The organism is Planktothrix rubescens CCAP 1459/22 (genome assembly GCA_904830895.1).
GTDB classification, from domain to species: domain Bacteria; phylum Cyanobacteriota; class Cyanobacteriia; order Cyanobacteriales; family Microcoleaceae; genus Planktothrix; species Planktothrix agardhii.
Genome location: LR882958.1, coordinates 956,446 through 980,895 on the forward strand (window position 1 = coordinate 956,446; position 24,450 = coordinate 980,895).

Here is a 24,450-nt window from a genome sequence, read left to right on the forward strand (position 1 = left end):
TCTTCGTTGCTTTCTATTACTTCTAGTCTACCTCTAAGGTAGGAGAGTTTATCAAGGAGAAACATTAATATTTGTAGAGCAGAAACCACCAACCCTCAACTCCAACTCAAGAGGGGCGATAAATCAGTTAAACTTTATTCAGAGATTTTGATCATCACAAAAAGGGGTTTGGGCATCGCATGGAAAAACCAGTCAGTGGTTCCGCTATGCTGGGACAGGGGGTGCTGCGGGGACTGAATCTCCGTCAGGAAGAAGTAGAAAGAACCCTACTGATGTTTTTGGTCTACACCTTAGCGTCCGTGGGGTTAATTTGGTTAGAACTCAGTACCGTGGGTTTATTCCTGGATGAATACGGCGCTGATAAATTACCCTGGATCTATATCGCCAGTGCTGGGATGGGTTCAGGCTTGGGCTTTGTGTATTCATCGCTGCAAAAGGTTTTTCCCCTACGTCAAGCGATTGTCATTATCTTTGTGATCATGGCAATACCCCTATTTTTATTTCGTTGGGGACTAGGATTATCCGATATCAAAATATTAGGGTTAAGTCTTCAATTTATCACCCTATTTTTAATGTGGTTATGGGTGGAAGCCTCTTATGTTCTCAACGACTTAAATAATGCGATTACCGCCAACCAACTGTTTAATATTCGAGAAATTAAACGCACCTATCCAATTATTAGTAGTGGATTTCTAGTCGCCGGGGTGATTAGTGGGTTTTCCCTTCCCCTACTATTAAGAGTGGTGGGACTGAATAACGTCACTTTGGTTTCCGGGGTGATGGTACTCCTAGCCGCCGTAATTTTATTTTATCTATCCAAACGCTACGGTCAATCCTTCCCCGACTCCACACGCTGGACACCGGAAGATGAAGAACAAGAATTTAGTACCCGTAATCTCAAGGGCCCGGTGTTGGGTTATGTAATTCCCCTAGTCTCGTTTTTTGTTCTAGCAGAAGCCCTATATGTATTAGTCGATTTTCAATTTTTTAGTCAATTAGAATTTCAAAGCGATACGGCCGGAGCCAGTGGGATTGTTAGCTTCCTGGGAATCTTTGAAGGGATTTTGAGTGTAGCTCAAGTCCTAACTCAGTGGTTTGGGTCTAGCCGATTAGTTGAACGCACGGGAGTCTTTGTCACCGCCATTGTTTTACCCGTTGGGGTGATTATTTTAGGCACGATTTCCCTGATTGGGGGAATTACCGGAATATTTTCTGTTTTTATAGGATTTGTGATCCTGCGATTTTTAGATGAATTATTCCATTACACCTTAATTGAAACCACCGGAGCCGTCCTGTTCCAACCATTGCCGGATCACGTTCGCAGCGATATTCAATCAATGGTAAACGGGGTGTTTGAACCGATGTCCACGGGGGTGACGGGGGTACTGATTTTAATTACCCTCTGGATTTCGCGGTTGATTTTTCCCGAATCGACCCAAACCCAGTTACAAACTCAACAGGGATTAATGTTCGTCGGTCTGATCATCCTCATGGCCTTCGTCTGGTTATTTGTGGTTTGGTTAATTCGCGCCCAATATGTGAGTTTATTGGTTCGGAGCGCCGAACGGGGGCGGCTGAGTGTCTCGGATATTGATATGCCCCAACTCAAGCGGAATGTGGTGGAAACCTTGAAGAAACCCGGAGAAGAAGCCGATAAACGCTCCTGTATTGAACTTCTGAGTCAACTGGATGCGAAAAATGTCGGTGAAACCCTGGTTCCCCTCCTGGGTAGTCTTTCCCCAGGGTTACAGCGTCAGAGCTTGGAAATTATGCTCAATCACCCCAATCCCGCCTATTTGGAGGAAATCCGAGCTTTTACCCAAGGGACTTTGGCCCCGGAAGTCCTGGCCCTGGCTTTGCGATATCTGTGGTTAACCGAAACCAGTCCCGATATGGAACAGTTGCGCCCCTATCTCCAACCCCAGGTTGATCCGGTGGTGCGGGGAACGGCCGGGGCCTTGATTTTGCGTCGAGGCGATCGCGAACAAAAGGCCGCCGCCACCAATACCATCCGGCGGATGATTACCAACGGCCAAGAACGGGAACGGGTGATGGGAGTCCGCGCCCTGGGAGAAGCTGACTATTTACAAGGACTGCGGCTCTATCTTAACGATTTGTTACAGGATGAATCTTTGCGCGTCCGTTGTGCATTATTAGATGTGATCGCCTCTACCCATTTGGAAGAATACTATCCTTCTTTAATGAAAGCTCTCTGCTATCGTTCCACAAGGGATACGGCTTTACAGGCTTTAGTGAGATTAGGGAATGAGGCAATTCCTTTGTTAATCCAGCAAGCTAGTGATATCTATAAACCGGATTTGGTGCGCTTACAGGCTTGGACAGCCCTGGGCGAAATTGGTACTACCGAAGCCCTGGATACCCTGATCGGTGAATTGATGATTTCCTGGGGAACTACCCGACGCAATATCCTGAGAATTTTGCTAAAAATTCCTCAAGATGCTGGAATTGAAGGAGTATTAGATCGGGTCGGACGCACCGGGGTAGAAATTTTAATTGAGCAGGAATTAATGTTCATCGGTCAGATTTATGCGGCTTTGCTGGATTTGTCCCTAGAAACACCTATGCTGTCGGACTCGGAAGATGAAGATTCAGATACCTTTGATCCCTTCGATCCGGTTGTCCCTGATATTCATGCTCCCCAACAGTTATTAAAACGCGCCCTGGAAGGATTAGAAATTGATGCGGTCGATCGTTGCTTTTTGTTAATGAAGTTTTTGTATCCCCATGACTCCATTCAAGCAGCATCCTTTAATGTTCAGTCAAATTCTTCAGATAATGTGGCACGGGGGTTAGAAATTATTGATAATATTGTTGATATTGCCCATAAACGGGCATTAATTAGCATTCTTGATCAACACTCTAAATTAGAGAAATTGCAGAATTTATCCGATTTAGTTAGCTATCAACCCCTGAAACCAAGCGATCGCCTACGCCGTTTATTAGAGTTACGTCATTTTCTCTCGGACTGGGCTTTGGCTTGTTGTTTCCATGTCGCCAAAAGCTCCCGATGGAGTTTAACGGCTGAACAAGCCTTGATGTGCTTACGTCATCCCACCGGGTTTGTTCGAGAAGCTGTCTTAGCATATCTAAAGATTGCATCTGAACGGGCTTTGATAGAATTATTGCCAATGCTACAAAATGATCCCGATCATTTAGTCGCAAACCAAGTTGAGGAGTTAATGATGCAGCTTGGAGTTAAGTAGGGATAAGGATTATAGGGTGCGGAGTACAGACTACAGAAGTTAAGGTGCGATTCGTTTAACCTAAAGTAAGTTAAAAGACTTACGGGACGGTTAACCCAGTTGATGAAACTGGTGATAACTGATTACATTTATGGGTGAAACTCTGTGAGTTAAGTCCCATCCCTCAAGTGCTGAGGTGAAAGCATAACCCCTAGTTTGTTCGGGTAGCAACCAACAGATTAAAGCGGGGTTAAAAGGTAGAACTACTGGTAGCCAAATCCGGTAACTATCGAGCAAGAAGTCCATGCGTAGCGTAAGCAAAGATGTGTCCGAACCACCGTTATGTAGAATGGTGAAATGGCTAAATCAAGATTTTTATCTTGATTAACACCAAGCCAAAAGGCAAGGATAGGGCATAAGCAATTTTTGCATTGACTTATAAGCACCGCCCAATAAACCCGGTGGAAAGCATCACGCTAAAGACTTCAAACAAATGTGTAATCGGAACGAAATAACCCCTATATATCTCTGGAAAAGGTCGAAAATCCAGTAAGTAGCTAACGAATGATATATAGGGACGGGATGGCGTTAAAAGCGAATGCCCTTGGTAATACAAGGGATATGCTAACAAACGCTCGGTAATTCCAAAGAAATAGAACAAGTAGCAATGAATATATCTAAAACGCAGAATAATCTGACGGTGGAGTGGAAAGACCTTAACTGGCGCAAGCTAGAAAAGGTAACTTTTAAGTTGCAAAAGCGCATATTTCAAGCGAGTGAACGAGGCGATGTTAAAGCAGTTCGCAAACTTCAGAAAACCCTGATTAATTCCTGGAGTGCAAAATGTATCGCGGTTCGACGGGTAACACAAGATAATCAAGGTAAAAATACGGCGGGTGTGGATGGAGTTAAATCTCTGACCCCAAAGCAACGTATGAGCCTTGTAGGACGACTAAAGTTAACCGGAAAGGTAAAACCAACTCGTAGAGTTAACATTCCCAAATCCGGAACAACCGAAACCCGTCCATTAGGAATACCCACAATAAACGACCGTGCATTACAAGCGTTAGTCAAACTAGCGTTAGAACCCGAATGGGAGGCTAAATTCGAGCCAAACAGTTACGGTTTTAGACCAGGACGTTCCTGTCACGACGCAATCGAAGCAATATATACCAGTATCAATAAAAAACCCAAATATGTACTTGATGCTGATATCTCAAAATGCTTCGACCGTATAAACCACAAAGCACTAATCTCCAAAATACACACATATCCCACATTAAGCCGAATAATAAAAAAATGGCTCAAAGCAGGATACTGTGACGGAAAAGAACTTTTTCCTACCCAAGAAGGTACACCACAAGGAGGGGTTATATCACCCTTACTTGCTAATATTGCCCTACATGGTATGGAAGAAAGAGTTAAGCAATATGCAGAAACTCTAAAAGGGAAAAAACGGGATAACCGCCAAACCCTAAGTCTAATCCGATACGCCGATGATTTCGTAATAATCCATAAGGATTTATACGTAGTCAAGGAATGTCAAGAGATAATAGCTGATTGGTTAAGTGATATGGGATTGGAATTAAAACCAAGTAAAACAAAACTAACTCACACCCTCAATGAAATTGATGGAAATGTTGGGTTTGAGTTTCTAGGATTCCATACTCAACAACACAAAGTAGGAAACTACAGAGGGGCTTATAGCTCTGAAGGAATCCCGTTAGGTTTTAAAACATTAATTACACCCTCAAAAACCAAAACCAAAGCTCATCTTGTCAAAATAGCTGAAGTAATAGACAACCATAAAAATTCACCTCAAGCTGCCTTAATTAGCAAGCTGAATCCAATTATTAGAGGTTGGGCAAATTATTACTCAACAGTGATTAGCAAAGAATGCTTCTCAAAAGTAGATAATCTAATCTACGACAAACTAAGAGCATGGGCAAGAACGAGGGGAAAAGGGAACATCAATAAAGACAAATACTGGAGAGCAGTAGGCGACAAAAATTGGTGTTTCAGTACAGAAAACGGAATGGAATTACTCACCCATGCTAGTACGCCAATCGTAAGGCATATAAAGGTTAAGGGCGAAGTTAGTCCGTTTGATGGTAACTGGATTTACTGGAGTAAACGACGTGGAGAATACCCAGGAACTTCTACAAGAGTTTCCAAATTAATCAATAAACAAAAGGGTATTTGTCCTCACTGTGGTTTGTATTTCACAAGTACAGACATTGTAGAAGTTGACCATATCAAACCAACATCATTAGGTGGGAAAGACACTTATGACAACCTACAACTTCTACACAAACATTGTCACGACACAAAGACGGCAAACGATGGTTCTCTAATGAAAAGTAAGCAATTACCAATAGTTGAGAATTATGAAAATAACCCGTTTTGAATCGTACCTATAACAAAGGTGGAGTTATCAAGGAGCCGTGTGAAGCGAAAGTTTCATGCACGGTTCTGAAGGAGAGGTTAGGGGGGTAACTCCCTAATCGACTCTAACTATTTACCCCTGTTCTCTGTTCCCCGTTCCGGTGTTCCCTCCTAGAAGTGAATTTTTTAATTTTTTAGTAAACCTATGTTAACTAGCGTTGAACGCCTTTTATTTGTCAGGGGTGTCCCGATTTTTAAAGAATTGCGAGACGATTTTTTAGTCCGTCTAGCATCGGTTATGGATGAATTATCCTTTCCTAATGAACATAGTATTTTTACTGAAGGTCAAGAAGGACGGGCGCTTTATATTGTGGTTTCTGGACGGGTACGAGTTCACATTGGCGATCGCAATTTAGCCGAATTAGGAAAGGGGACTTGTTTCGGTGAAATGTCTCTATTTGATGCCGAACCTCGCTCCGCCACCGTCAGCACCCTAGAAACCTGCGAATGTTTAATATTAACCCAAATGCAACTCTATGATGCCATTGATGAAACCCCCGGAATTGCGATTAATATTATTCGTTTATTATCTCGACGCATTCGAGAATTGAATCAAAAATTAAACCCTCCTACCTCTCCCCCGACCGTCGAGGGTAATAAAGTTATTGAACTGCGACCGTCGGCGGGATAGTCTGTTAGTAGGAATTTTCTGGAGGATAAACGTTCAAAAACTTATATGTCTAATCTCGAAAAAAACTGGTTTCAGTTAACACTCCGTATCCAAAATTCCGTAATTCCAGCCATCATGCCCCGTGTGATTTTATGTACAACATTGGGCATTATTATTTCTCTGTTAGATCATCAGAATTTACCCTTACCTACCGAAGTATTTAGTTATTTTATTTTTCCTGATTTGGTTCTAGGTTTATTATTAGTTTTTAGAACAAATACAGCCTATGATCGATTTTGGGAAGGTCGAAAACTCTGGGGAACTTTAGTTAATACCGTTAGGAATTTTTCTCGTCAAATCTGGTTAATGGTTCCTGAAAAAGAGGTTAATGATACCGCTCATAAAATCGTCACATTAAAACTATTAGTTGCTTTTGCCGTAGCAACTAAACTTCATTTAAGGGGAGAAAAAGTTAATTCAGAAATTGAGGCTTTAACTTCTTCAGAACAGTATACAAAACTGCAAACCATGAACCATCCCCCTCTGGAAATTGCCTTTTGGATTGGAGATTATTTACAGGATAAAAATAAACATTATCACCTTCATATCTACCAATTAACAGCTTTATATAAACTCTTAGATACCATGGTAGATGTTTTAGGAGGTTGTGAGCGAATTTCAAAAACTCCCCTGCCTTTAGCTTATCAAATTCATCTACAACAAATTTTATTAATTTATTGTTTGATTTTACCATTAAAAATTGTCAATAATTTAGGACTATTTACCGGGTTAATCGTAGCAATTATGACCTTTACCCTATTGGGAATTGAAGAAATTGCCCGCCAAATTGAGAATCCTTTTGGTTATGACGAAAATGATTTACAACTGGATGCAATTTGTCAAACAATGTTAAGAAATATTCAAGATTTAATTTCTCTCCCCCCCAGTGTTCAGAATTATGAACAAGAAATTAAATCTAAACTTAATGATACAGCAGTCGCCCAGGAATTTAGGACTCCTACCGATTCTGAAACCTAAACTTGTACTCCTTCAATTACCCATTAAGTAGTTACACAAAATAAATTACCTAGTTGAGAGAGGGAACACCGGAACAGCCCCCAAACCCCCCGTGCACGGGGGCTAGGGGGGGAGGGAACAGGGTGGAGGATGTGTAATTAATTTTGTTTAGGTACTTACCCATTACCCATTACCCATTCCCTATTCCCTATTCCCTATTCCCTATTCCCTATTCCCTATTCCCTTAGTCTTGAATAATTCTAAAAATGAAAGGATAGGAATAGGGTTGATCAGGATTAGAAACAACAGAAACAATCGCCAAAATTGGCATGACTAAACTAAAAACCCCCAAAATCACTAATAAAGGAAACCCAATTAATAAAAAAGTCAGCATTCCAAATACAAACGCATAAAGATATAAATTAATATGAAAGTTTAAGGATTCTCTCGCATTGGCTTTGACCACGGAATCTTGAACTAAAAATAAAATAGCAATGGGAATCCCAATGGCGACTAAAGTAGCACTAAAGAAGATTGCGCCATGACTCAGTGCCGATAGAATCAGTCGTTTATCTCGTTCCATGAGGATCACTCCTTAAAGGGTAATTGACTTATTATATCAACCCTGGATAACATTTGTGTTATACCAAAATTAAATTACAGCAACAATAGTAGAACGCACTTTATTTAATTTCTGTCCTTATGAACCGTTTAGAGATTGAAAACCGGACAATTTTACTGGCGTTAACGGGTTCCAGAGGTTATGGACTGGACACCCCTGCTTCTGATTATGATTATCGTGGGGTATTTATTGCAACCGAACCCTATTATTTAGGATTTAATATCATTGAACAAAAAGATCGAGGTTGGGAGACAGAACCCACAGAAAAGTTCCCCTTTTTATCTAAAGATACTTGTTTATATGAATTAAAAAAATTTCTGAAACTTTTGATTGATAATAACCCTAATATTTTAGAATTATTATGGTTTAAAGACTATGTTCATCTGACGGAAGTGGGAGAACAATTGAGAGAACATCGTCAGATATTTTTATCTAAAAAAGTCAAACAAACCTATTCTGGCTATGGCTATGCTCAAATTAAAAAGTTAGAATCCCATCGTCGTTGGTTATTGAATCCTCCAACGGAGAAGCCGACGGCGGCAGAATTTGGATTAGTGGATACACCGCCCTTAACCGTTAGTCAGATGAATGGTTTTTTAGAGTATTTATATGGGTTAGTTCGCGATCGCATTGAGTTTTTAGAACCCACCCAGGAACTCTATAAACTGCTAACGGCGGATATAGATTTTAAAGGAGTTTTAAAACAGTATCCCTTACCAGAATCTACTTTAGAAATGACTCAAAAGTTGTCTAATTCTTCTAATGATTTTATCCAATTATTGCAAAAAAGTCAACAGTATCAACGGGCTTGTCGAGAATACCAACATTATCAGGATTGGAAGAAAAATCGCAATCGAGATCGGGCGGAAATGGAGGCTAAGGTGGGATATGATTGCAAATTTGCCATGCAAGCAATTCGGCTATTAAAAACCGGAATTGAGGTCTTAGAAACCCAATCTTTAATAGTAGACCGTCGAGAAACTGGAGATGCGGAGGAATTATTAGCCATCAAAAAAGGGAAATATTCTTATGATCAGGTAATGGAAATAGCTAAAGGTTTGTATGAAAAACTCGACCAGGCGGCAGAAAATTCTACCTTGCCAAAACAGGTAGATGCGGAAGTTGTGAATCAACTTTGCATTGAATTAGTATCTCGGCAAGGATTGGGATCACAGATTTAAGGGGATTTCACGGATTTTAATCTGTCTCTTAATCAAGTTGAGGGCAGGGTTAATGTGCGTAATTCTCTTAAATCTGTGATGGGGAATGGGTTAAGAATATCACCTTTTAACCCACATTCCGCAGATAGGGGTCAAATTTTCCACTAATTCTAAAAAATAGAAACCTATTCCAATTTTTCGGTGAACTTCCGAGGCTTTACTATCAAATTATATAGCTAGTTTACCGCTATTTAACTAAACATAAATAATTACTATTTTTTAATAGAAATAGAACTCCATTTTTTTAATATATTTGTATTTTATCACCAAATTCTTTTCAGCCAAGAGTTCTCATCTTGACTCATAACTTAGATTTTTTACAACTATTTCCCCCTTTCTTTTAATCTTTATCCCCCAGGAATCATTAAATAGTATTGACAGCAATCTTTCCCTAAATGCTGCAATATTTCTTGACGTTCTTGGGTTAAGTTACTCACTTGGTTTTCTCCATTTATCCTGACTAAATGCACCGCTTGGAACATTTGAAATATCCACCGCATCGTCGGTTTATTCGTTAATTTCTTGACCTGATTTCTTACCCCTTCTTGGGCTGTTTCTAATTGTTTTCTCAATTTTCTTTGAGCTAGGTTATACACTAACAAGCACAATCCCATTATCATCGCTATTGCTTCCACTCTCTCTGGTTTTTTCACGAATACACTTGCTGTGAAAAATAACGGATCTTTTAAAAATCTAAATCCTCTCTCGTTACTTTGCTGCGCTTTGTATTCGGCTAATAGCTTTTCATTACTCACCTCTTTCTTGTCTAATATATTTGTCGCTAATATAAATCTTCCGGCTTTGATTTTTTCCGCTTCTATCACTGATTCTCTAGGTTCTATCTCTCCTGTTACTTGATAAACTATTGTCTTTTCTTGATTCCCTTTTTCTGTTTTACTTTGGCTTTTTTTACTGGCTTTTTCTGTGCATTTTATTTCTTTTATTTCGTGATATTTCCACGAATCTGATAACATTTTTATCCCAATCTCTGCATCCGCTATGCAAGCATACTCTTGTTTCAATAGCTTCCGCAGTGATGCTTTGGCGTTCTCTAACTGTTTTTCTACTTGCTCTGATATTTTTTTTAGGGCTGCTTTTTTCCTGGCTTCACTTTCTACTACTAACCATCTTTGTTTTATGTTTGCGTACTCACTTGATTTCGTTGCTATTCTATATCCTTTTATTTGACTCTGCTCCCATTCTTCCTCTTCTATCTCTACAATCTTATTTTGCGCTTCTTTTATACTTAATGGTACTCTTGTTATCCATTTCATTCCTGCCATTGCTCCTATATTCTCTGCTGTGTATAATGCACTGTCTGCTACACATATTCCTTCAAATGTCCATTGCTTTTTAAATTCTTTTAGTCTTTCTACAAATACGCTTTTATCATCGGCGTTTCCGTCATCTATTTTTAGATATAATGGCACATCTCCGTCTCCGCTTACTACCATATCTATTATAAATTGTTTCAGATCTGGTCTTTTATCTCTTGAGTATCCATGCACTATTTTTATGGCTTTCATTTCTTCTTCTATTTCCTGATTTTCTTCTTCTTTACTTTTGTATTCTCCCTCTACTGATATCGAACTGCTATCTAGGTGTACGCTTTCCTTTTCTACTTGGAATTTTTGGGCGGCTTTTAGGGCTATTGCTGTGAATAGATTTGTTGTTCCTACTTCATAATATTTATCTAATGCTCTCCCGATTCTGTCATCATTTAGTTGCTCTGCTATTACTCCTTCTCCTATTAAATGTTCTGTTGCTTTCCCTACGAAAAAGTTCTCGAATAGGTACAGCGGCGCGCTCAAAAACCCTAATCCATTCAAAATCATTGCTTTCATTACCTGTCCTGGGCTTATGGCTTCTTTTCCTCTTAATCCCACTTTTTTATTCACTTCTTCTACTAATTCCATCTCATCTATTACGCCTGCTACTATTCCTAAATGGTCTAAATTCACGATTTCTATCGCTTCTAGGGGGTTTTTCATATTTTTATTTGTTCAGCTACTCTAATTATTATTCTACATTGAAAATAGCCCAAATGATTGCCATATAATGATTTGGGCTTTTATTTATTCCAATTTAATTGGCAATTCAATTGGCTTAAATATCTGCGGAATGTGGGTTTTAAAAATTCCACATCACCGGACTATCATCTAAATAATCGGTAACAGTTCGTCCAATTTTATCAATTTCTGCAATATCTTCGGGGGAAAGATGAATTTGAGCAGCCAGAGTATTTTGTTGGGCTTGTTCGGTATTTCTAAACCCAATAATCGCGTTAGTTTGAGGTTGAGCAATTAACCAAGCGATCGCTAATTGTCCTAAAGTACAGTGATAAACTTCAGCAATGGGGCGTAATTGGTCTAGGGCATTTTGTACCCGTTGATAATGGTCTTTATCGGCAAAAAGTTTATTTTTAGAACGATGATCTCCTTCGGCAAATTGATGATTAAAGCCAAATTTTCCGGTTAATAATCCTTGGGCTAAGGGAGAATAGGCTAAAATCGAAATATTCTGTTCAATGCAATAGGGCATGGCATCTTTTTCTACCTTTCGCCAGAATAAAGAATAGGGGGGTTGTAGACTTTCTATTCTTCCATATTGTGCTGCTTCTTCTAATTGAGAACGGGAAAAATTAGAAACACCAATAGCTCGAATTTTGCCCTGTTCTTTTAAGTGATTTAAAGCCTTCATTGTTTCTGCGATGGGAACAATTTCCGAATTCATAAATCCAGAAGGCCAATGAATTTGATAGAGGTCAATATAATCGGTATTCAGATTTTTTAAAGATCGTTCACAGGCTGCAATCACTTGATCATATTTTAAATGATTAGCAAAAACTTTACTCGCATAAACAACTTGATCTCGGACATCAGATAACGCTTGGGCGACGATTTGTTCCGAGTGTCCTTCCCCATAAATTTCTGCGGTATCAACAGTGGTAATACCCGCATCAAAGGCGGCACGAATAGCCTTAATAGTTTCTGCGTCTTCAATTCCCACCCACATCCGTTTTCCCGCTTGCCAAGTTCCAATTAAAATTGGAGTAATTAAAATATCAGATTGACCCAGAGTTCGTTTTTTCATGTTAAGTTCCTCAGTTGTAGGTTATTATTATTGTATATAATTTTAGCAAAAATTAGCATCTATAGTTAAATCATGGAAACCGTAACAAATTATGCTTTAAAAGAATGGGATATTGCCATTCAAGCCTTAGAACTGGGTGAAACAATTATGTTATTGAGAAAAGGAGGAATTCGGGAACATGGGGGAAAATTCAAGGTAGATAACGATAGAATTCTACTCTATCCTACCTTTGAACATCAAAAACCCACTTTATTAAAACCTGAATATGCAAATCTTGTGCAACCTGTTCCTTCCGGTTGGCATCCTGAAACCGTTAAAATTAGTAGTTTTGCTGAAATTACTCATATTTTATCATGGAATAATGCTCAAAATGAATCTTTAATTAATTTCTTAATAAAATATCATATTTTTAATCAAGAATTTGTGCGCGATCGCCTTCAATTCAAACCCGATCAACCCCTTTATATTTTATTATTGAGAACCTATAAACTTGAGAAAGTTTATAATATTCCTTATCATTCAAGTTATGGAGGATGTCGGTCTTGGATTGAGTTACAAGAAAGGATTTCATTAGAAAATATGGTTCCTGTGTTAACGCAAGAAGACTACGATAAAAAAGTATCAACTATTGATCAAATTCTTCAACCCTCGTAGTGAACCCTTCAGGGTTCTATTTCATATTTTTTAAGAAAGCCCTGAAGGGCTTACTACGGGAGATAACCCTGAAGCCTGGGTGTCAACTCCAGAACAATTTAGGAGTTTTAAGTAAGTACGGAAGAACTGGACATCTAGGTAATAATATAATAAGCTGTTATGCATTTAAACTGTGATTATAGCATTACCTTTGTTTTTAAGTTTACGTCCCCATTTAATAGATAACTGTCCCTCATTTAAAAGCTGATGCAATAAACACTCTAGCTCATCAACTGATTTAAAGAGTCGATTAGCAATATATTCTTTAGCTGAATGCCAGACCAATTCAATTAAATTATAATCTGGACTATATTCTGGAAGAAATTCTAAATAGATATTAGGCATTTCTGCTTTAATTTTTTCTAGGTATTCTTCTTTTTTGTGAAAACTTGCATTATCAAGAATAATGACAATCTTTGCTCCTTTTTCTACAAATTCTTCTGCTTGATTTCCCGCTAATACCCACTCATGAATTAGCTCTTGATAAAAACTTTTTAACACTTGATAAAAATTATTTGCATTCCCTTTATCCAGAAATTCTACAAATCTTTTTTTGTCCGAGTACCTCAATCCTCCCATAACATTAACTTTTCCTTTCCTTCTGTCTCCTCTAATCTTTCTTCTCTTTCCTTTTTCACACCAGTTCTTTCTTTTTATTACTCTTAAATTAAATCCACTTTCATCCCAAAACCATACCTGTAATTGTTCTGGACTTTCTTTTGTTATTTTTAAATATTCTTCTATTTTATTTTTAAATAATTTCCTTTTTTCTGGATCTCTTTTCTCTTCCAAGCTATACTTTGCCCACAAGTAAACATACTTTTTTTTCTTTAATATCCTTCTCACTTGTGAACCACTTAATTTTATTTCTGTGATTTGTTCTAAATAAGTTGCCAATCTTTCTCCTGTCCATCTCCCAAATTCATATCCTAATTCTTCCGGTTCTTTTTCTACAGTTTCTAATAATATCTCTATATATTTATCTGTGGCTTTTCTATTATTTCCTTTCATTCTTTCATCTTTCAGGCTTTCTAACTTGTCCGGATCTCCATGTACACACCAATAACATACTTTATTTATTGAACATCCCAAAAAATTGGCAATTTCACTTTGTTTTTTACCATCATTTAGCAATAGTAGAATCAAGATTCTTTCTCTGATTTGTCCATTTTCTTCCTCTTTCAATCTTTTCTGTAGTTTCTCTACTTGCTTTTCATTTAAGTGATTTTTAGCAGGCATCTTTTTATTGATTTTTCTAAACTTAGTTTTTCATTATACCCTATTTAGATGCTGAACAGCTTAAGCAAGAGAGTTATTTGTTAGATTGATCATTTTCACAAAACCTCTGGCAAACATGGAAGATTACCAATCTGCTTTTTTAGAGCGTCATAAGGATACTGAAATACTTTGTTCCCGTCCTACAAGAAAAGTAGCCGCCATGCACTTTGGTGGTGTTACCATAGAGTGTCTGCTAAAATCAATGATATTGGCTTCATTACCCAAAGGTTCAAGCAGAGAATGGAAAACTGACGATAACTCTCCTGGACACACAATCACAAATCCACGACATAGTTTTCAAGATGCTTTGAAGCGTCACAATCGACTCCATACTAGGGTTCAAAATTTGCCGGAAGTAATGAAATGGTTAATCACAGTTGAAAATCCGAAAAATCAACATTTTATAGATATGCGCTACTCTAGTAATGAACCTAATGATGAAGATTATAAGCAGTGGCTATCTGCATACAAGAGTCTCATAGGTTGGTTACAGAAGCAAGCTACTCAACTTTAAAGAGGCAGATATGGAGGAAATCTGGCAACTATCATTGAAACGGCAGCTTACGGACACTTATGTGCAGAGTCCGCAAGCATGGACTGACATCAATATTTCAACTTCTGGACTTCTGAATTTAACGATTGTAAGCGATCGCTTTAATGAATTATCTTTACCACAGAGAAGGGATCAATTACAAAACATCCTAAGTCAATTTAAGATATCCCCAGGCTTTATTTCTTTATATACATTAGAAGAAGCACGATCCCTGAATTTATCAGCCCCACAGCCTGTAAATGGAAGCTCAATAAATACTTGGCAAGATTTAGCTTTATGGGCAGCAAATCCACAAAATCAATCCACATCTCCTCAACCTCAATCCCGCATTCCTCGAACAGTAACATTCTATTCTTTTAAAGGGGGAGTGGGTCGAACAACAGCCTTAACCCATGTTGCTTGGATTTTGGCTATGCGCGGTCGAAAAGTGGTGGCTGTTGACTTAGATTTAGAAGCACCCGGTTTAAGTACAGCTTTTAGCTTAAACCCACTACCAGAATTCGGTATTGTCGATTATTTTTATGAACGTTCTTATTTACCAGAAGGGTTAGAACCCAATATTTTAATCACCAAGATATTTGGTGAAGTTACAATACCCGATGCTACAGGAAGACTCTTTATTGTTCCTGCGGGTTCTTTAAGTCTTGATTATATTTCTAAAGTTGATGATCTGCGAGCAACTACTATTCTTGATCATGGTGAAACCCTCTGGTCTATTTTTAGTCGTGAAATTCAAGAACAGCTAAAACCAGATATTATCTTGGTAGATTCGCGTACCGGAATCAATGAATGGGGTGCTTTATCTCTACTCCAAGCTGCTGATGAAGCGATTATATTTTTATTTCCAAATGAGCAAAATCGACAAGGCATCGATCTTCTCCTAAAATCACTTAATTCTTTTGGCAAACTGTCAATAAACTTTGTGTTTTCACCTGTTCCCGATCTCAGCGATACTGGAATGGCTAAAGTTACAAAGCTTTGGCGACTTTTGCGCGAAGTAATTGAGGGAGAAATAGATCAAGATGAACTGAGTCAAAATGGGGATGACTCAGATGAGTCTCAATCGGAAATAGCAGAACCATTAGTAATACCTTATCTTCAACCTATTGCTCTAGCCGATCATTATCCTGTAACGGGCTTATTGGATTACTACAATCGAATTGCTAACTTAATTGATGAAGAAACTAATCAAATCCGCTCACAGGAAATTCTAACGGGAACAGATGCAAAACAACGCTGGAAAATTATCGAAAGCCTTCAATTTCAACCATTAAATGCTGCTGACCCCAGCCAAAATCTTGATTTGCTATTTCAGAAAACTGCTAATTTTGACAAATTTTTAGATGAAACAACTTGTCTTATACGCGGTCGAAAAGGCACGGGAAAAACGGCACTTTACTTACTTCTATTAAAACATGAATCTAATGCTAAACAGTTAGCTCGTGGTCGATTAGATTCCGTAACTTTCCTTTCTGGTCATGGAGGATTCACGAATAGTCGTCCATCCCGTGACGAGTTCCGATACATCAATCAAAAGTTAGAAGAAAATCAGGGAAGTTGGGAAGAATTATGGCGAGCCTACTTAATAGTTCGATTATTCCAAGAAAACAGTTTAAAACTTCCAGATAAAGGGATTCAGAAACCTAAATTTGAAACTTTACGCGAAATTCTGAAAGCACTATCACGCGAAAAATGGCAGTCTGAACATACCCAAGTATTAATTCAATTATCAACTGATTCAAATTTGAGACTTGTTTTACCTGATGTCTTAGATATTGTGAACGAACAGGAACGGGATAAAAATCAAACCCTGTGGCTTTTATATGACGATTTAGATGAAGATTTTCCCGAAAGAAATGGAGTTAGGCAACAAGCTTTAACGGGTTTATTTCAACTGATTCAGGCTTGCGATGCCCGTCGGTTAACCTCAATTCGATTTAAAATATTCCTACGGGAAGATATCTGGAATCGGTTAAACTTTGATAATAAAAGTCACTTCAATGGACGGGATCTATTTTTGATGTGGACAAGGGTAGATTTCTTGCGATTAGCCCTTCGTCAAGCCATGCAATCACGAGATTTTAAAAATTTAGTAGATCGTTCTGCACCTGTTGAAAATATTGATAATGCTAATGAAGAAACCTTAAATCGTGCCTTAGATTTATTGTGGGGAATTCGTCGAATAAGAGGCGGTAAAGCTAAGTATGTTTATCGATGGGTTTACGAACGTTTATCCGACTTAAATGGTACTGCATTTCCCCGCAGCTTAAGTGCTTTACTTCAAGGAGCAAAAGAGCAGGAGCTAACTTATAAAGAACAAACATTAATTAACACTCCAACTGATCGTTTACTCCGAGGAACTTCTCTGGAGATTGGTTTAGAAAAGGCTTCAGAAGAACGTTGTGATGCAATTGAACAGGAATATCCTGAGTTATGCCAATTTTTTGAAGCCCTAGAAGGTGTTCAATCTTTACCATCGAGAGAACAACTTGAGAACGTATGGCAGAAAAGCGCACGGGAAATATATTCTGATTTCAATGAATTTGCAAATTTTTTAAGCGAAATTGGTCTGGCTAAATGGCGAGAAAAAGAACAACGTTATGGATTTGCTGATATTTATGTATACGGTTTTAAGATGGAGCGTAGAGGTGGAAAGTAGTAAATTAGGTTTCTCAATTTCCTCCAACACAGAATTTAATTTGTTTAAACAGCGTATAAATAAAATTATTTTTCTTCTCAATAAATTAAAGCCAGAACTTTATTTTTTACACAAGTTGATAGTTGCAAACTATAACAATGCTTGTTTATGATTGCTATAGTATAGAAAGATAAAATTGGCTGATTTAAGGTTGGAGCGATCGCATTATGCCCATCTCTCGTTATTTACTTTTAATTTTTGGAATTTGTCTAATTTTAGGCTTAATGATTTGGCTGGTGAGTTCCCTATCGGCTCTTTATAGTCAGGTAATTTGGTCAGCTAATCCTATTTTAGCAAATTTGCTGCTTTTATTGTTAATTATATTGTTAGGATTGGCAATTTTTGCCTTTTTTTATTATACTAGATTCTTCCAGAAATCAGGAAAATCTCGCAAAAAACGGCGACCGTTAAAAATACCTTTAGACAAAATAGAAGCGGCGGAAGCATCCCTCAAATCCGTAGAACAACAGGTAACTCAAATTCAGGACGAAGTGGCTAAAAAAGCCTTATTAAGTCGCTCTCAAGATATGGCTTCAGAATTAGCTAAAGGCAATATTCAAGTTGTTGTATTTGGTACGGGTTCGGCGGGAAAAACCTCTTTAGTTAATGCGTTAATGGGTCGAATGGTGGGGAAAGTTAATGCACCCATGGGAACAACAGAAGTGGGAGAAACCTATCATTTAAAATTAGATGGAATTGACCGGGAAATTTTAATTACTGATACCCCCGGAATTTTAGAAGCAGGAATAGCCGGGTCTGAGCGGGGAAAATTAGCGCGTTCGGTGGCGATGGATGCTAATTTATTATTATTTGTTTTAGATAATGATTTAAGACAGTCGGAATATCAATCTTTACAAGCCTTAGTTGAAATTGGCAAACGATCGCTTATTATTTTAAATAAAAAAGATTTGTACACAGCAGCAGATCAAAATATTATTTTAGCAAAACTTAAAGATAGAGTTAAACTATTTTTAGATGCCAATGATGTTATTTCTATCGCGGCGAATCCGTCATCAATTAAATTAGAAACGGGGGAAATGATTCAACCAGAACCGGATATTATGCCCTTAATTAGACGCATCGCCCTAATTTTAAGAGCCGAAGGAGAAGAATTAATTGCGGATAATATTTTATTACAATCCCAACGGTTAGGAGAAGAAGCTAGACTCTTAATTGATAGTCAACGCAAACGGGAAGCAGAAAAAATTGTGGAGCGGTTTCAATGGATAGGTGCGGGGGTAATTGCAGTAACACCTTTACCCGTAATTGATTTAATTGCTACAGCAGCCGTTAATACCCAAATGGTGATAGAAATTGGTAAAATTTATGGGTGTGAATTAAATAGCGATCGCGGTCGAGAATTAGCCCTATCCCTAGCAAAAACTTTAGGAAGTTTAGGAGTAGTAAAAGGAGTAATTCAGTTAGTTTCAACCGCCCTACAATTAAATTTAGCAACCTTAGTAGTCGGACGAGCAATTCAAGCGGTGAGTGCGGCCTATTTAACTCGAATTGCTGGTAAAAGTTTTATTGAATATTTCCGCCAAGATCAAGACTGGGGAGATGGAGGGATGACAGAAGTAGTACAACGACAATTTCAGTTAACTCGTCGGGATGAATTTGTAAAACAATTTGTTCAGGATGCCTTTGCTAAAATTATTGAACCCCTGAATTTTAATAATACTGAATTAGAGGAAGAAGAACAACCCATCGCAGCAGATATTAAACCGTTATTAAAGCGTTATTTAGATGATTGGGAAGATGAGTAATCAGTAATCAGTCATCAGTTATCAGTTATAGCAAGAGGCAATAGGGAATAGGCAATCTCGCTATAGGTAAATACTTACTGTGAGCAGCTTTTAGCCTTCAAGAATGTCCTAATAGATGTGGCGACTGCTATATCAGTTTAGGAGTGATCAGTATTCCCTATTCCCTCCCCCCCAAGCCCCCCGTGCACGGGGGGTTTGGGGGGGCTGTTCCCTGTTCCCTATTGAATTTCCATTTGATTTTGAGTTTTAACTAAAGTGCGATCGCCTCGAATTAATTGATATTCTGCTTTCCAAACTCCAGAAGTTAAGGGTTGTTGAGGATCATTTTTTTTGCCAACATAACCAATCCAAGTTTTACTAGAATCATTAACAAAATTCTCATTATTTAAAACTTTTTGTCCCTGGGGATTATACAAATTAAAAACCATTTTATCCCCGGTTAATACTCCATAAACCTGTACCCAAAATAACAACGCCGGACTATCTTGGGGTAAGGTAGTTTGATTAAATTTCCCCTGCCATAATTCATCCATAGTTGGAGGTTGAGCCGAAAATCCAGCCCGAATTAATCCCGTGGGAATATAGGCAAAAGACTGTTCCCAAATCGGGTTACGAGTGACATTACATCCGGCCGTTGCCCCTGGCCCGACAAAGGGATCAATTACTTTCCCCTGATAATTAATGGTGAGATGAACATGGGGAAAGGATGCCAAACCCGAAGCCCCCACCGCCCCTAAAACCGTACCTTTTTCGACCTTATCCCCTGGTTTGACCTGTACACTTCCCTGGCGTAAATGACAATATTGAGTTTCCCATCCCGCCCCATTGGGAATAGAACTATGGTCAATTACAATACCATTGCCACATTCCGTGCCTTCCACGGTCTTTTTATCCGCTTCGGTTTGAATTCGTCGATCCACAACTCCGTCCCGTACACGCAATACTGTCCCCCCCTGGGAGGCTAAGACCGGAACGCCTCTGGCCATGGCTTGTTCATCAGGTATGGCAAAATCCGTGCCCTTATGCCCATCGTAGGTTTGCCGTCCACAACCAAAATCAACGACATTGGGGGTTGGATCTCGATCAGGATATAACAAAATAAAGCAATCCTGACCCAATTGACAATCAATGGGTTGGGCAAAACGAGGATTTTGGGTTTGGCTAATCAGTTGTTGGCTGATCCCTTGGGCCATGGTGTGAGCTTGCTGTAGGGAAGACTCAGCCGTTTGGGTGGCTTTAGGACTCCAACAACTAACTAATGCCGTTAACCCTAAAGTTAGGCAGAATGCGATCGCGTATTTTTTAGCCGTGGAAATCCTCATAAGTAGTAAGCCCTTCAGGGCTATCTTGATAAGTAGTAAGCCCTTTAGGGCTATCTTGAAAGAAGGAGCCCTGAAGGGCTCACTACGATTTAGCGGAAGATGATATCCGATTGTAAGGTTAAACTGAGGTCTTGACTCGGATTAATCACCACCACATCCACTTTACTCCGTCCAACAAAGACTCCGGTAATGGCGCCGAGTCCCGCACCTACTAAAACTTCTTCCGTTGCGATCGCATTATCCCCGGCCACTGCCCCAATAGCTGCCGCAGCCGCCGCCCCAATAGCTGCCCCACCGACAATAGATTTCGCCGAAGCCCCTTTGCGGACGGTTTCGGTGTGGGTGACAACTTGAGAATTCGCATCTAGGCGAAACCGTTGTCCGGCACCGAGAATCACCTCACTCGCTACAAATTGAGACCCCCCGGAAGCGGGTTTTAATTGTCCGACAATTTCAGCCCCTGCCGGAATCCAAACCCGTCCCTGACTGGTAACAATATCCCGTGCTACCGTGATTGTTAGGGCAACGGTTTCGTTCGGCATAACCACAATTTTTTCCGCTTGGGAGTATTCTACCGGAATCTCGGTTCCGGCTAAAATTCTATCCCGTTGTAAGGTATTGGGGAAGGCTTGGGCTGTGGCGGGAATAGCTTGCAGCAGAGGTGTGGCTACGGCTGTTGTTAAACCCAAGGCGAGGAAAACCGATAGTCCTGAACGTGATAATTTAGAAGTTAACATACACTCAAATATCCTTATTTTTTCAAGTTCTGATTTAACTCTTATAATCTAAGAGTCGATAGAATCCGTTTATTGTTCCTTTGAAGATTCAATTTGACCGGACAGAAGGCGCGATCGCAATAAAATCTGCTCGGCGGGTGAGAGGGAATGGATCGCTTGAAGTAAGGATTCTACAAGTTGCAAATTAATGTTTGTATTGTTTACTGCGCTATTGATGATTCCTCCTGTTTAATTGAGAATATTCCCTGAGCTATCTATGTAAAAAATAATGATGCAAATGCGGGCAGAGTCTCAAGGCTTAGAATTAAAATTTGAGTATTCACAAAACCTCCCCCATTATTTAGAAAGCGACGAAGGAAAATTGCGACAGGTTTTATTAAATCTGTTAAGCAATGCGATTAAATTTACTGTTCAAGGGACAGTTATAGATATGCAAAGAGCGATCGCGAATTTTCAAAATTGCCCTAAATATATTTATCTGATAATTTGTAGGTCAGAATGGGTAAAATCATCAATCACAAATGCTACCCCCAAATCTTTTAAACTATTGGGATCATGGGTAGAAGCAACCCCAATAGTTTTAATCCCCGCAGCAATAGCAGAACGAATCCCAGAAGGAGAATCTTCAAAAGTGATCGCTTCTTCTGGTAAAATATTTAACTGATCTAAACAATATTGATAAGGCGCGGGATCGGGTTTCCCAATACCAATTTCATCGGACAAAACCACACTATCAAAATAATCTGATAAATTCAGTATTTCTAGGATAAAATCCGTATTTTCCCGAGGCGCATTGGTAACTAAACCCGTTTTAAAGCCTTGCTGATTCACCCAATCTAAAAACTCTATTAACCCAGGTAAGGGTTGTAAATCAATAGCTAGTTCTCGAAATTTTAATTCCTTTAAATCCACCATTTTTACTATATCTTTATCGGAAAAATCAGGAAATAAATCCCCTACAATTTCGATATTTGTTCTGCCACTAATTCGAGTTTGATAAAAACGATGATCAATCGTCAATTGATAAATCTCTAAAACCTTTGCCCAAGTCAGATAGTGCAATGGGTCACTATTAACTAAAGTCCCATCCAAATCAAATAAAATCGCTTTGAGCATGATTATATAAAATATAGAAACTGGAGTTTTTAACCAAATTTAATCCCATAGCAATCCTATTTATTGCCTATTCGTAATTCGTAATTCGTAATTCGTAATTCCCCACTACACATTATTTTTGAATCGAACCATCCGGCATAATTGCCCCTTGAAAATTAGCTCCTTTCTGGTCTGCTCCGGTTAAATCGGCTGAGTTCAAATCCGCATCTTTAAAGATTGCTCCATTCAGTTTGGCATTATTCAGTTTAGCCCCTCGAATAAATGCCCCAGTCAGATTCGCTTGACTCAAATTAGCATTTGTTAAATTAGCTTGATTTAAAGTAGTTTCACTTAAATCTGCCCCGGTTAAATTCGCTCCAGTAAAATCAACAGTATCTAAAAATGCTCCCTTGAGATTAGCTCCTTTTAAATCCGCTTTACTAAAGTTAGAATTATTCAATTTAGCCCCGGTTAAATTTTGCCCTTGCAAACTTTTTCCGCTAAAATCACATCCAAAACATTCTTGATCTTGACCTAACTTAACTTGAGCAGGTGGTTTTTGGCAACCCGTAACAGTTAATAATAAAACACTAAAACCGATAATCGTTGCCCGGTTAAAAACTTGTATTTTTTGAACTTTCATGTTAGACATTTTAATTCTTAATTTCCCCAATATCGTCGCCAATGAAACAGATTTTCTGTCCAATTAAATAATACCCTATTTTGACAACGGCGTTGATCAATCCAAGCGATCGCACTTTGATGATAAACCTCCGAAAACGTGGGAAAAATCGGAGGAAATTCAGCTAAGGTTTTAAGGTTTACCCCTTGACGAATTGCCAAAGCTAGGGTATGAATTAATTCACTTGCCTGGGAACCGACCACCGTAGCCCCTAAGAGTTTACCATTCGCCAAACCCACAAGTTTACAAAATCCCGTTGTTTCCCCGGAAATTTGCGCCTGAGCGATCATTTTTAGGGGTTGTTGCTCTACAATTACTTGAGTTCCATAGCGTCGTTTAGCTTGGGTTTCTGTTAACCCCACCTGTGCTAATTGGGGGTCAGAAAAAATAGCCCAAGGAATGCTTTGATAATCAACTTGAAACTTCGGCCAGTATAGGGAATTTTTGAGGGCAATTTGTGCTTCATATTGGGCGATATGTTCAAAGGGATATCCCCCTAAAATTTGTCCACACCCATAAATTCTAGGATTGGTGGTTTGTAGTTTTTGATTCACCCATAAATGATTTCCTTTAAACTCAACACCGACCAGGCTTAAATTTAAGGATTCGACGTCGGTTTGAGAGCCATAAGCCACCAAAATTTCATCGACTTCTATAGCAGTATTTCCCGCTTGAATCCATTTTTTATCGGCAATTTTTTTAACCTGAATAATTGGAGTTTGGGTTAAAATTTTTACTCCTTCGGCTTCTAATTGACATTGAATCAACTGCACCGCATCGGGATCTTCCTGGGCTAAAATTTGAGTAGCTGGGGTAATCATAATCACCTCTAAACCCAAACGAGCGAAATATTGGGCTAATTCAATTCCCTTCGGATCACCCCCAATAATTGCTAATCTCTGGGGAATTATTTCTGATAAATTCGGTAATTTTTCTAAAAACAAATCCAAGGTTTGTGGAGTAATAAATCCTGTGGATAATAACCCTTCAATGGGGTGAATTTTAGGGGTGGAAGCTGGGGCTAATAAATAATTGCGCGATCGCAATATTCTATTATTAACTTTAAATCCCAGACGGGGAGATTTGATAAATTCACCTTCACCAACAATCACATCCACTCCCCCTGCCCCTAACCGTTGATGGGAATAAATTTCCTCACAGTTATTTCTAACTAAATCGACCCAAGGTTTGATCGGTTTTCTCCTAATATCCGACCCGCCCCAGAGGGGTATTAACTCAAGTTTAGAGAGGGATAAAGCCATCGAAAATAACCCCGAATGCCCAGTTTTTTCCGGCTCAACTAAAGCAATTCGTCCTTGCATTTGACTGCCTAATAATGCTGCATAGCGTCCGGTTAAACTCCCTCCTAAAATCACCAAATCATAATCCAACATACAAAAATCAGTTATCAGTTAT

General features: G+C 38.9%; 18 protein-coding genes. 9 read left to right on the forward strand and 9 right to left on the reverse strand.

Annotation, left to right across the window (positions count from 1 at the left end; translation table 11 throughout):
* Positions 1-179: 179 nt before the first annotated feature.
* The 4 genes from NMG86_RS04545 (at position 180) to NMG86_RS04560 (ending at position 7,296) form a co-directional block, all read left to right on the forward strand.
* Positions 180-3,224, forward strand: a complete 3,045-nt coding sequence (locus tag NMG86_RS04545) for a HEAT repeat domain-containing protein (RefSeq protein ID WP_026797108.1) — start codon at positions 180-182, stop codon at positions 3,222-3,224.
* A 646-nt stretch (positions 3,225-3,870) separates the two neighbouring features.
* Entirely contained in the window at positions 3,871-5,610 is a 1,740-nt protein-coding gene (gene ltrA, locus NMG86_RS04550) for a group II intron reverse transcriptase/maturase (protein ID WP_026797077.1), read from the forward strand.
* A gap of 183 nt (positions 5,611-5,793) precedes the next feature.
* Entirely contained in the window at positions 5,794-6,279 is a 486-nt protein-coding gene (locus NMG86_RS04555) for a Crp/Fnr family transcriptional regulator (RefSeq protein WP_026788858.1), read from the forward strand.
* A 45-nt stretch (positions 6,280-6,324) separates the two neighbouring features.
* Positions 6,325-7,296 carry a bestrophin family protein gene (locus NMG86_RS04560; RefSeq protein ID WP_043938840.1) on the forward strand — a complete coding sequence of 324 codons (972 nt, stop codon included), beginning with the start codon at positions 6,325-6,327 and terminating at the stop codon, positions 7,294-7,296.
* A 223-nt stretch (positions 7,297-7,519) separates the two neighbouring features.
* Here NMG86_RS04560 and NMG86_RS04565 read toward each other — a convergent pair whose 3' ends face one another.
* Positions 7,520-7,858, reverse strand: coding sequence for a DUF4870 domain-containing protein (locus tag NMG86_RS04565; protein ID WP_026797109.1), 339 nt, complete (start codon positions 7,856-7,858; stop codon positions 7,520-7,522).
* Between the two features lie 119 nt (positions 7,859-7,977).
* Here NMG86_RS04565 and NMG86_RS04570 point away from each other — a divergent pair, with 119 nt between their 5' ends.
* Complete coding sequence (locus tag NMG86_RS04570; RefSeq protein WP_026797110.1) at positions 7,978-9,078, forward strand: nucleotidyltransferase domain-containing protein; 1,101 nt, start codon at positions 7,978-7,980, stop codon at positions 9,076-9,078.
* 386 nt (positions 9,079-9,464) lie between these two features.
* Here NMG86_RS04570 and NMG86_RS04575 read toward each other — a convergent pair whose 3' ends face one another.
* Together NMG86_RS04575 and NMG86_RS04580 are read right to left on the reverse strand one after the other, a co-directional pair.
* Positions 9,465-11,108, reverse strand: a complete 1,644-nt coding sequence (locus tag NMG86_RS04575; protein ID WP_026796751.1) for an IS1634 family transposase — start codon at positions 11,106-11,108, stop codon at positions 9,465-9,467.
* Between the two features lie 139 nt (positions 11,109-11,247).
* A complete protein-coding gene (locus tag NMG86_RS04580) occupies positions 11,248-12,210 on the reverse strand; it encodes an aldo/keto reductase (RefSeq protein ID WP_026797111.1) in 963 nt (320 codons plus the stop codon).
* A 72-nt stretch (positions 12,211-12,282) separates the two neighbouring features.
* Between NMG86_RS04580 and NMG86_RS04585 the strand changes: the two genes are divergently transcribed.
* Complete coding sequence (locus tag NMG86_RS04585) at positions 12,283-12,864, forward strand: DUF1802 family protein (RefSeq protein ID WP_043938838.1); 582 nt, start codon at positions 12,283-12,285, stop codon at positions 12,862-12,864.
* 165 nt (positions 12,865-13,029) lie between these two features.
* Here the strand turns inward: NMG86_RS04585 and NMG86_RS04590 are convergent, their stop codons facing one another.
* Positions 13,030-14,142, reverse strand: coding sequence for an IS630 family transposase (locus NMG86_RS04590; RefSeq protein WP_026797113.1), 1,113 nt, complete (start codon positions 14,140-14,142; stop codon positions 13,030-13,032).
* Positions 14,143-14,257: 115 nt separating this feature from the next.
* Between NMG86_RS04590 and NMG86_RS04595 the strand changes: the two genes are divergently transcribed.
* From NMG86_RS04595 to NMG86_RS04605, 3 genes are all read left to right on the forward strand, one after another.
* A complete protein-coding gene (locus NMG86_RS04595; protein ID WP_026797114.1) occupies positions 14,258-14,695 on the forward strand; it encodes a hypothetical protein in 438 nt (145 codons plus the stop codon).
* Between the two features lie 10 nt (positions 14,696-14,705).
* Positions 14,706-17,393 (forward strand): MinD/ParA family ATP-binding protein, encoded by a 2,688-nt coding sequence (locus tag NMG86_RS04600; protein WP_026797115.1) that lies wholly within the window; start codon positions 14,706-14,708, stop codon positions 17,391-17,393.
* 206 nt (positions 17,394-17,599) lie between these two features.
* Positions 17,600-19,198 carry a YcjF family protein gene (locus tag NMG86_RS04605; protein ID WP_026794536.1) on the forward strand — a complete coding sequence of 533 codons (1,599 nt, stop codon included), beginning with the start codon at positions 17,600-17,602 and terminating at the stop codon, positions 19,196-19,198.
* Between the two features lie 218 nt (positions 19,199-19,416).
* Here the strand turns inward: NMG86_RS04605 and NMG86_RS04610 are convergent, their stop codons facing one another.
* The 5 genes from NMG86_RS04610 to NMG86_RS04630 form a co-directional block, all read right to left on the reverse strand.
* A complete protein-coding gene (locus tag NMG86_RS04610; protein ID WP_026797116.1) occupies positions 19,417-20,520 on the reverse strand; it encodes a M23 family metallopeptidase in 1,104 nt (367 codons plus the stop codon).
* Between the two features lie 89 nt (positions 20,521-20,609).
* On the reverse strand, positions 20,610-21,257 hold the full coding sequence (locus tag NMG86_RS04615) for a hypothetical protein (RefSeq protein ID WP_026788867.1): 648 nt from the start codon (positions 21,255-21,257) through the stop codon (positions 20,610-20,612).
* Positions 21,258-21,731: 474 nt separating this feature from the next.
* A complete protein-coding gene (locus NMG86_RS04620) occupies positions 21,732-22,373 on the reverse strand; it encodes an HAD family hydrolase (protein ID WP_026788868.1) in 642 nt (213 codons plus the stop codon).
* A gap of 112 nt (positions 22,374-22,485) precedes the next feature.
* Positions 22,486-22,995, reverse strand: a complete 510-nt coding sequence (locus NMG86_RS04625) for a pentapeptide repeat-containing protein (RefSeq protein ID WP_026788869.1) — start codon at positions 22,993-22,995, stop codon at positions 22,486-22,488.
* 17 nt (positions 22,996-23,012) lie between these two features.
* The gene (locus NMG86_RS04630; RefSeq protein WP_026797117.1) at positions 23,013-24,428 is read right to left on the reverse strand and encodes a dihydrolipoyl dehydrogenase family protein; all 1,416 of its coding nucleotides are present in this window, start codon (positions 24,426-24,428) and stop codon (positions 23,013-23,015) included.
* Positions 24,429-24,450: the final 22 nt, after the last annotated feature.

Bases quoted from the DNA above. Each gene is read 5' to 3' on its own strand.
- NMG86_RS04545 (WP_026797108.1), top strand. From the start codon at position 180: ATGGAAAAACCAGTCAGTGGTTCCGCTATGCTGGGACAGGGGGTGCTG.
- ltrA (WP_026797077.1), top strand. From the start codon at position 3,871: ATGAATATATCTAAAACGCAGAATAATCTGACGGTGGAGTGGAAAGAC.
- NMG86_RS04555 (WP_026788858.1), top strand. From the start codon at position 5,794: ATGTTAACTAGCGTTGAACGCCTTTTATTTGTCAGGGGTGTCCCGATT.
- NMG86_RS04560 (WP_043938840.1), top strand. From the start codon at position 6,325: ATGTCTAATCTCGAAAAAAACTGGTTTCAGTTAACACTCCGTATCCAA.
- NMG86_RS04565 (WP_026797109.1), bottom strand. From the start codon at position 7,858: ATGGAACGAGATAAACGACTGATTCTATCGGCACTGAGTCATGGCGCA.
- NMG86_RS04570 (WP_026797110.1), top strand. From the start codon at position 7,978: ATGAACCGTTTAGAGATTGAAAACCGGACAATTTTACTGGCGTTAACG.
- NMG86_RS04575 (WP_026796751.1), bottom strand. From the start codon at position 11,108: ATGAAAAACCCCCTAGAAGCGATAGAAATCGTGAATTTAGACCATTTA.
- NMG86_RS04580 (WP_026797111.1), bottom strand. From the start codon at position 12,210: ATGAAAAAACGAACTCTGGGTCAATCTGATATTTTAATTACTCCAATT.
- NMG86_RS04585 (WP_043938838.1), top strand. From the start codon at position 12,283: ATGGAAACCGTAACAAATTATGCTTTAAAAGAATGGGATATTGCCATT.
- NMG86_RS04590 (WP_026797113.1), bottom strand. From the start codon at position 14,142: ATGCCTGCTAAAAATCACTTAAATGAAAAGCAAGTAGAGAAACTACAG.
- NMG86_RS04595 (WP_026797114.1), top strand. From the start codon at position 14,258: ATGGAAGATTACCAATCTGCTTTTTTAGAGCGTCATAAGGATACTGAA.
- NMG86_RS04600 (WP_026797115.1), top strand. From the start codon at position 14,706: ATGGAGGAAATCTGGCAACTATCATTGAAACGGCAGCTTACGGACACT.
- NMG86_RS04605 (WP_026794536.1), top strand. From the start codon at position 17,600: ATGCCCATCTCTCGTTATTTACTTTTAATTTTTGGAATTTGTCTAATT.
- NMG86_RS04610 (WP_026797116.1), bottom strand. From the start codon at position 20,520: ATGAGGATTTCCACGGCTAAAAAATACGCGATCGCATTCTGCCTAACT.
- NMG86_RS04615 (WP_026788867.1), bottom strand. From the start codon at position 21,257: ATGTTAACTTCTAAATTATCACGTTCAGGACTATCGGTTTTCCTCGCC.
- NMG86_RS04620 (WP_026788868.1), bottom strand. From the start codon at position 22,373: ATGCTCAAAGCGATTTTATTTGATTTGGATGGGACTTTAGTTAATAGT.
- NMG86_RS04625 (WP_026788869.1), bottom strand. From the start codon at position 22,995: ATGAAAGTTCAAAAAATACAAGTTTTTAACCGGGCAACGATTATCGGT.
- NMG86_RS04630 (WP_026797117.1), bottom strand. From the start codon at position 24,428: ATGTTGGATTATGATTTGGTGATTTTAGGAGGGAGTTTAACCGGACGC.